General features: G+C 62.2%; 5 protein-coding genes and 1 pseudogene. All 6 read left to right on the top strand.

Going from position 1 to position 7924, the window contains the following annotated elements; all coding sequences use genetic code 11:
* Window positions 1–653, top strand: a pseudogene (locus B3187_RS05605) (hypothetical protein); the annotation flags it as partial.
* A gap of 53 nt (window positions 654–706) precedes the next feature.
* Entirely contained in the window at window positions 707–1939 is a 1233-nt protein-coding gene (locus tag B3187_RS05610; RefSeq protein ID WP_286805024.1) for an efflux RND transporter periplasmic adaptor subunit, read from the top strand.
* Window positions 1936–5085 carry an efflux RND transporter permease subunit gene (locus B3187_RS05615; protein ID WP_286805025.1) on the top strand — a complete coding sequence of 1050 codons (3150 nt, stop codon included), beginning with the start codon at window positions 1936–1938 and terminating at the stop codon, window positions 5083–5085. Before B3187_RS05610 ends, B3187_RS05615 begins: the two co-directional genes overlap by 4 nt.
* Window positions 5069–5383: a DUF3144 domain-containing protein gene (locus tag B3187_RS05620; RefSeq protein WP_286805026.1), complete on the top strand. Its 315-nt coding sequence runs from the start codon at window positions 5069–5071 to the stop codon at window positions 5381–5383. The genes B3187_RS05615 and B3187_RS05620 overlap by 17 nt, the downstream gene beginning before the upstream one ends.
* A 154-nt stretch (window positions 5384–5537) precedes the next feature.
* Window positions 5538–6521 carry a lipid A deacylase LpxR family protein gene (locus tag B3187_RS05625; RefSeq protein ID WP_286805027.1) on the top strand — a complete coding sequence of 328 codons (984 nt, stop codon included), beginning with the start codon at window positions 5538–5540 and terminating at the stop codon, window positions 6519–6521.
* A gap of 8 nt (window positions 6522–6529) precedes the next feature.
* Window positions 6530–7837 (top strand): glycosyltransferase, encoded by a 1308-nt coding sequence (locus tag B3187_RS05630; protein ID WP_286805028.1) that lies wholly within the window; start codon window positions 6530–6532, stop codon window positions 7835–7837.
* Window positions 7838–7924: the final 87 nt, after the last annotated feature.

A 7924-nucleotide genomic window follows, 5' to 3' on the forward strand; every position in this document is an offset into this window, starting at 1 on the left:
CCATCCCCTTTATTCTGACGTTGCTGCTGGTCAGCCAGGTCTACCTGCTGGGCAGCCTCTATTCGGACCGGCGCGACAAGAGCATTCTGTTCTGGAAATCCCTGCCGGTGTCGGAAACCCGGGTGGTGCTAACCAAGCTGGCGTTCGGTGCGCTGGTGGGGCCGGGAATCTTTATCGGCGCCTCGCTGCTGGTGGGCCTGCTGCACCTGCTGATGTTGCTGGGGTATATCAGTTGGCAGTTGGGTGTGGATTTACCGGATATGGGCAGTCTGATCGGCACCTTTCTGGGCCACAGCCTGGCGCTGGTATCCGGCTGGTTGCAGTTCTCACTCTGGTTCCTGCCGCTGTGGGCCTGGCTGATGCTGGCCTCCGCCTACGCCAAGAAATCCCCGTTTCTGGTGGCCTTTGGGGTGCCGGCGGTGGCGATGGTGCTGGAGCTGTGGATACTGCGCAGTGTGGAACTGTGGCAGGCGGTCTGGGTGCCCACCCACCGGTCCTTCGAAGGGCTGGTGCGGGCCCAGGCGCAACCCGAAGCCTGGCTGAGCCAGTGGGGTGAGACTCTGAGCGAACCGGCGTTCTGGGCGGGTCTGGTGGTCGCAGCGGTGTTCACAGTCGGTGCCATCTGGCTGCGCAATTACCGGTATGAGCTGTAAACTGATGCCCGCGTGATGGTTTGCAGGCTGGGAAACACATTAAGGAGACGATTTTGAGGTTATTTGGCTGGTTGCGGCGCGTGCCTTTGTCGCTGTTGATTATTGTGGTGGGCGTGCTGGGCTTCGTGGCGTTGCTCAATCTCAAACCCCGGCCTGAGCCCCGCCCGGAGCCCGAGCCACCCCGACCGGTGGTGGAGGTGGAGCGGGTGCAGTTGCAGGACCGGGCGCTGACCGTCGAGGCCCAGGGTACCGTCACGCCGCGTCGGGATATCCAACTGGTCAGTCAGGTGGGTGGGCAGATCATCGAGTCGGCGCCGCAATTTGTGGCCGGCGGTCGGTTCCAGAAAGGGGATTGGCTGGTGCGGCTGGACCCCCGGGACTACCGCAATGCCCTCGCCCAGGCCGAGGCTCAACTGCGTGAGGCGGAACGCCTGCTGGCCGAAGAGCGCGGCCGGGCGCGTCAGGCCGAGCGCGAGTGGCGGGACCTGGGCAATGCCGAAGCCAACGCGCTGTTTCTGCGCCAGCCCCAGATTGCCGCCGCCGAGGCGGCGGTGGCCTCCGCCCGGGCGGCGCGGGATCAGGCCCGGTTAGACCTGGAACGCACCGAAGTGCGCGCGCCCTTCGATGGTCGCATCCGACAGACGCTGGCGGATCAGGGGCAGTTTATCGGGCCCGGCACGCCCGTGGCGGATGTTTATGAAGATACTCTTGCCCAGGTGCGCCTGCCCTTGACCGATGCTCAGGCGGCGCTGCTCAACCTGCCCTTTGGCGATGAACTGACGCAAGAGGCCCAACCATCAGTGACCCTGCATGGGCGCGCTCTGGGCGAAGACCACCAGTGGTCGGCCCGCCTGGTGCGCACCGAGGCCAGCCTGGACCCGCAGTCGCGCATGCTCTACGCCGTGGCGGAACTACCGGAGCCCTTCAATACCGAGCGTCATGGCGCGCCGCTGCTGATGGGTTCCTTTGTGACCGCCGAGATTGAAGGCAAGCCGCTGACCGATATTGTCTCTTTACCGATCACCGCCGTGTTTCAACGCGACCGGCTGTACAGTGTCAGCGAGGACGGCGAGGTGGTGGAAAAGCAGGTGCGGGTACTCACCATCGAGGGTGAGCGAATCTGGGTCAATGGGGATCTGCGGGACGGCGAGCCAGTGATCACCGACCGTCAGGGCTATGTCAGCCCGGGCGTGGCGGTCCGGATTGCCGGTGAGGAGGAGCCAACCCCAGAGCCTGCGGAAGACGAAGACGCGCCGGCGGAGCCGGAGGCTGAGGGCGGCGTATGAACCGGTTAATTCAGTGGTTTGTCGAGAACCGGGTAGCCGCCAACCTCCTGATGGTGCTGATCTTCATCGGCGCATTAGTGAGCACCAGCAAACTGGATAAAGAAGTTTTCCCGACGGTATCGCTCAACTTCATTGAAGTCTCCATGAACTACCCCGGGGCCGGGCCTTCGGAAGTGGAAGAGCAGGTGGCCATCCGGATCGAGGAAGCCATTGCCGATATCGACGGCATCGAGGAAATCACCTCCACCTCCAACCAGGGCTGGGGCTCGGTGCGGGCCGAAGTGGTGGAAGGCTATGACCCCCAGCGGGTGCTGAACGACATCAAGACCCAGGTGGATGCCATCAGCACCTTCCCCGGCGACGTCGAGCGCCCAGTGACCCGGCAGATTGTCGGGCGCAGTTTTCTGATGAGCCTGGCGCTGTCCGGGGACGTCAGTGAGGCGGCCCTGAAGGAAACCGGCTGGCGGGTGCGCAATGAGTTGACCCTGCTGGATGGGGTCAGCCATGTGGAGCTCAACGGCACCCGCCCCTATGAGATGGGTATCGAGGTGTCCGAAGCCAGCCTGCGTCGCTATGGCCTGAGCTTTTCGGATGTGTCTAATGCCATTGCCGGCTCGTCCCTGAATGTGCCCGCCGGGGTGATTCGCGCCCACGGCGGCGATATCCAGATTCAGACCCGCAATCAGGCCTACACCGCCGAGGATTTCGGCGGAATTCCGGTGATCACCGCCGCCGATGGCACCCAGGTGATGCTGAGGGATGTGGCCGAGATTCGGGACGGCTTTGATGACTGGAGCGTATTCGCCCAGTTCAACGGCAGGCCGGCGGTCTTTCTGGACCTGTCGATTACCGAGAATCCGGACATCGTCGCCTCCGCTCGGGAGGTGGAAGCCTATATTGAACGGACCCGGGACATTCTGCCGGCGGGGATGACTCTGGAAGTCTGGCGGGATATGTCGACCTTATACGAGAGCCGGTTGAACCTGCTGCTGGAAAACGCCATTACCGGCCTGCTGCTGGTGTTTGTGGTGCTGATGCTGTTCCTGCGCCCGGTGTTGGCGGCCTGGGTCTGCGTGGGCATCGCCACCGCCTTTGCCGGTGCGGTCTGGTTGCTGCCCTACGCCGGGGTCAGCGTGAACATGATCTCCTTGTTCGCGTTTCTGCTGGTTCTGGGGATTGTAGTGGACGATGCCATTATTGTGGGCGAGAGTATTTACACCCGCCATCAGCATGGTCTCAAGGGCACGTCCAGCGCGGCCAGCGGTGCCAAAATGGTCGCGACGCCGGTATTTCTGGCGGTAATCAGCACCATGATCTTTTTTGCTCCCATGATGGCCGTCCCCGGCGCCATGGGCACCGTCACCTTTGCCATCCCGGTGGTGGTGATTCTGTGCCTGCTGTTCTCCCTGATTGAGAGTCTGCTGATACTGCCTTCCCACCTCTCCCACCTGAAACCGGAACGGAAGAGTAAGAACCCACTGTTGCGCAAACTGACCCACGCCCGCCAGAAAGTGGCGGACAGCCTGGACTGGTTCGCCGACCGGGTGTATCTGCGTTACCTCGTCCGGATGCTGGAGCACAAGCTGGCTACCCTGGCGGGATTTGCGGTGGCATTTTTGCTGTCCCTGGGGGTGTTTATCGGCGGCTGGCTGGTCGTGAGCTTTATGCCCATGGTGCCCTCGGATTATCTGGAAGCGCGGGTGACCCTGCCCGAGGGCACGCCGTTCCATGAAACCACCCGCATCATGCGTCAGGTCGAATCGGCGGCCCTGCGGTTGGATCAGGATGAGGAACTGACCGGCGGGAGTGAAGAAGACCTCATTGAAGGCATCCAGACCTGGGCCTGGGGTGAAAACGTCTATGTGTCGGTGGGCCTGGTCGGTGCTGAAGAGCGGGACATCGGCAGCCCGGAGGTGAGCCGCCGTTGGCGGGAGCTGATCGGCGAGATTCCGGAGGCCAAGGAATTCCGGCTGGACTTCACCATCAACGCCGCCGGGGACGATATCAACCTGAACCTGAGCATTGCCGATAATAATCTGGATGCCCAGCGCGAGGCCGCCGAAGCGGTCAGTCGGGTGCTGGCCCAGTTTCCGGGGGTGTATGACGTGGAGAACACCATCGAGAAGGCCCGTCAGGAAGTCAATATCGAGCTGCGCCCGGCAGCGGAGTCTCTGGGGGTGACCCTCGGTCAGGTGGCCGAGCAGGTGCGTCAGGCGTTTTACGGCGCCGAGGTGCAACGCATTCCCCGAGGCATTGAGGACGTGCGGGTTCTGGTGCGCTACCCGCGGGAGGAGCGGGCGCATATTTCCCAACTGGACCGGATGCGTATTCGCCTGGCCGATGGCACCCAGATACCCCTGCTGGACGTGGCCCGCATCGACTTCGTGCCCGGTTATTCCACCATTGAACGCCGTGATCGCAAGCGCACCATCGGTATCAGCGCCAGCGTCGAGGAGGGCGAGGACGCCAATGCCATCGTGGCGGAACTGTTGCGCGAACACCTGCCCGAGTGGCAGCAGCGGTTCCCGGGGCTGACCCTGTCCCCCGATGGCAATATGCAGGACCAGGCGGACTTCATGAGTTCGATGAGCAAGAACTTTGTCCTGGCGGTGCTCCTGATCTACGGCATCATGGCGGTCAACTTCCGCTCCTATTGGCAGCCCGTGATCATCCTGACCGCCATTCCTTTCGGCTTTATGGGCGCGGTCATCGGCCACCTGTTGATGGGCCGGGAAATCAGCATGCTGTCCATGCTCGGCTTTATCGCCTGTGCCGGGGTGGTGGTGAATGACAACCTGGTCCTGCTGGATCGGATCAACAGCCTGCGCCATCAAGGCCTGGCGGTACTGGAGGCGGTGCTTCAGGCCGGGCGGGACCGTTTCCGGGCCATTGTGCTCACCTCGGTCACCACCTTTATTGGCCTGATGCCGATCATGGCCGAGCAGAGCGTGCAGGCGCGGTTCCTGATTCCGATGGTCATTTCCCTGGCCTTTGGGGTACTCTTTGCCACCACGGTGACCCTGATACTGGTGCCGACCCTGTACCTGGCCGCTGACCGGGTCGGGCAGCGCTGGGCGACCTGGCGCGGGCGTCGTCAGGGTCCAGACATTGATGACGATGGAGCCTTGAATGAACCAACCCCATGACGAAGACACCTTCTGGAACCTGGTGGACGAATTTATCGAAAACGCCAATCAGGCGGTGGACCAGGCCGGTGACCCGGCGCTGGTATCCGCCGCCCTGCTTCAGGCCTGCTCCCGTTTCAGTGCTTTTGTGGTGGCGACCTCATCGCTGGATCGCAAGGAGTACACCGATGAAATTCCGTCCGCTCTGTCGTTTTTGAGCGGCCAGTTCCACGAGCAGTTGGAGGCGGACCTGGAGGACTATCGGGAGCATTACAAGGTGTATATCGCCAACGAACGTCCGGATGAACCCCTGCACTGAAGTCACATTCCAACACTTTTTTACGGTGTGGTGACGCCGGCTTATGCTAGCGTAGTCGGGTGGGCTGGGCATCCAGCCAGCTCTACCCTGCGTACCCCTGTGTCACCTTTGAACTCGCCGACGGCTTTCGGATCGGCTTCTATGGAGTGCAAGCATGCATATACCCAAGCTGATGGCCGGTGCCGTTTCAGCCTTACTGACTCTTCCTGCTTACGCGGATGTGGACTGGATTACCGGTGTCTGGCACAACGACCTCTTCGCCGGTACCGATGGGGGTGGCTACACCAACGGTCTCTACGTGTCCTGGTTCGACCTCGCCGACACCGTTCCTGAACAGTACGACGTGCCGTTTCTGGTAAGGCCCTTTGAGGGATGGTTACTGCCCGACCCTTATGGAGAGCTGCAGGTGACCGAGTTCACCATCGGCCAGGCCATGTTGACCCCGGAAGACATTGAAAAACCGGTGCCGGACCCGAACGACGCGCCCTACGCCGGCCTCCTGCAGCTACGGGCGGCCTATACCGTGATCGGGGACGATGTGGCCGACACGCTCGGCGTCACCGTGGGGATTGTCGGTCCGTCTTCCGGCGCCGATGAAGTCCAGAGGGCCGTGCACAAAATGGTGGGAGCGACCAAACCCCGCGGCTGGGACTATCAGGTCAAAGACGAGCCGGTCGGGCAGATTGAGCGTACCCGGGTCTGGCGGTTTGGTCCGGCGCCGAGCGAAGAGCCCCATGCCGATCTGCTCCTGGTAGGCAGTGGTACCCTGGGCAACCTGGAGAGCGCCGCCGGTGCGGCGGTCATTCTTCGCTACGGCACCCGACTGGAGCGCAGCTTTGGTACCGCGGCCCAGATTGTCGGACGGGTCAGTACCCCCATGGCCATTGATGGCGGTTGGAGTGTCTATATCGGAGGCGGTGCGGAATACGTGTACAACCAGATCTTTGTCAGCGGTGGCGGCCTGCGCTCCGGCCAGAGCGGTGATCTGCGCCACGATCAATACGCGGGTTACATCGGCGCTTCCTACGCCTGGGAGCGTTTCAGCCTCACCTTCAGCTTTGTGAACAACAGCAACCTGGACAAGAACGCCAGTGCCCGTCAGCGTTTTGGCGCCTTGAAGCTGGGCTGGAAACTGTAAGTCATGCTATGCCACACCTGATTGTCCTCGGCAGCGTCTGGCCCGAACCCAAATCTTCAGCGGCGGGCACCCGTATGGTTCAACTGCTGGAAGAGTTTCAGCGGGCCGACTGGCGGATCACCTTTGCCAGCGCCGCCCTGCCCTCCCAGCACCGGCTCGATCTTCCGGCGCGAGGTATCGCGGAAGCGGCCGTTGAACTGAACGCGGACAGCTTCGACCGCTGGCTCGTCGAGCAAGCGCCGGATGCTGTGCTCTTTGATCGCTTTATGACCGAGGAGCAGTTTGGCTGGCGGGTTGAGCGAACCTGCCCAAGCGCCGTGAGGCTGCTCGATACCGAAGACCTGCACAGCCTGCGCGCCGCCCGCTGGGCACGGCTGAAACGTCGTCAGTCCCTTGCTGGCTCCGAAGCCGAGCGCCAGTCGGTACGCCCGGAAACCGCCGCCCCCGATGAACTGTTTCAGGAAATGGCCGACAGCGACCTGCTGCAGCGCGAGCTGGCCGCGATTTATCGATGCGACCTGAGCCTGATGATTTCCGAGTTTGAAATGCAGCTGCTGACGGACACCTTCGAGGTGCCGCCGTCCTTGCTGATTTACCTGCCCCTCTGGGCCTCATCCGAGCCGAACCCCCTGCCCTTTGAGTCGCGCGAGCACTTTGTCAGTATCGGCAACTTTCGCCACGCCCCCAACTGGGATGCGGTGTTGTGGCTGAAACACGACCTGTGGCCGCGCATCCGCGCGGCTCTTCCCGAAACTGAATTGCATCTGTACGGCGCCTATCCGCCACCCAAAGCCACCGCGCTGAACAATCCCCGGCAGGGCTTTCGGGTGCTCGGTTGGGCCGAGGATGCCCGCGAGGTGATGGGACGGGCCCGCGTCTGCCTGGCGCCTCTGCGCTTTGGGGCCGGTATCAAGGGCAAGTTGTTGGACGCCATGGTCTGCGGCACGCCCAGTGTGACCACCTCGGTGGGTGCTGAAGCCATGGCTGACCAGAACCAATGGCCGGGCGTGGTGGCTGATGATGCCGACGCTCTTCTTGAGGCAGCAGTCTCTCTGTATCAGGACAAAACTCGATGGCAATCGGCCCAGATCCAAAGCCGGACAACTCTGGCCCAGCGATTTTCCCCGCAACGGTTTGAGGGTGTTCTGCTCGATCGCCTGCGTACCCTGCAAACCACTCTGGTCGACCATCGACGTCGGAACATTGTCGGCACCATGTTGCGCCATCATCAACACCGCAGCACCCAGTACATGAGTCAATGGATCGAGGCCAAAAACCGCCTCGCCGCCCGCGACGATTCGCACAATAGTCCCTGAACCGTTAAGCTAACTGTGTACCAACGGTTTGCGACTCTCGAGTGTCGAACCGTGCCACCGATACCGAGTAGTCAGTTATAAGGTAGA

The sequence above is a fragment of the Marinimicrobium sp. UBA4209 genome (assembly GCF_002381585.1).
Classification (GTDB): Bacteria; Pseudomonadota; Gammaproteobacteria; order Pseudomonadales; family Cellvibrionaceae; genus Marinimicrobium; species Marinimicrobium koreense.

Excerpts from the sequence above, each read along its gene's own strand:
- B3187_RS05630 (WP_286805028.1), top strand. The coding sequence starts at position 6,530 with ATGCCACACCTGATTGTCCTCGGCAGCGTCTGGCCCGAACCCAAATCT.
- B3187_RS05625 (WP_286805027.1), top strand. The coding sequence starts at position 5,538 with ATGCATATACCCAAGCTGATGGCCGGTGCCGTTTCAGCCTTACTGACT.
- B3187_RS05620 (WP_286805026.1), top strand. The coding sequence starts at position 5,069 with ATGAACCAACCCCATGACGAAGACACCTTCTGGAACCTGGTGGACGAA.
- B3187_RS05615 (WP_286805025.1), top strand. The coding sequence starts at position 1,936 with ATGAACCGGTTAATTCAGTGGTTTGTCGAGAACCGGGTAGCCGCCAAC.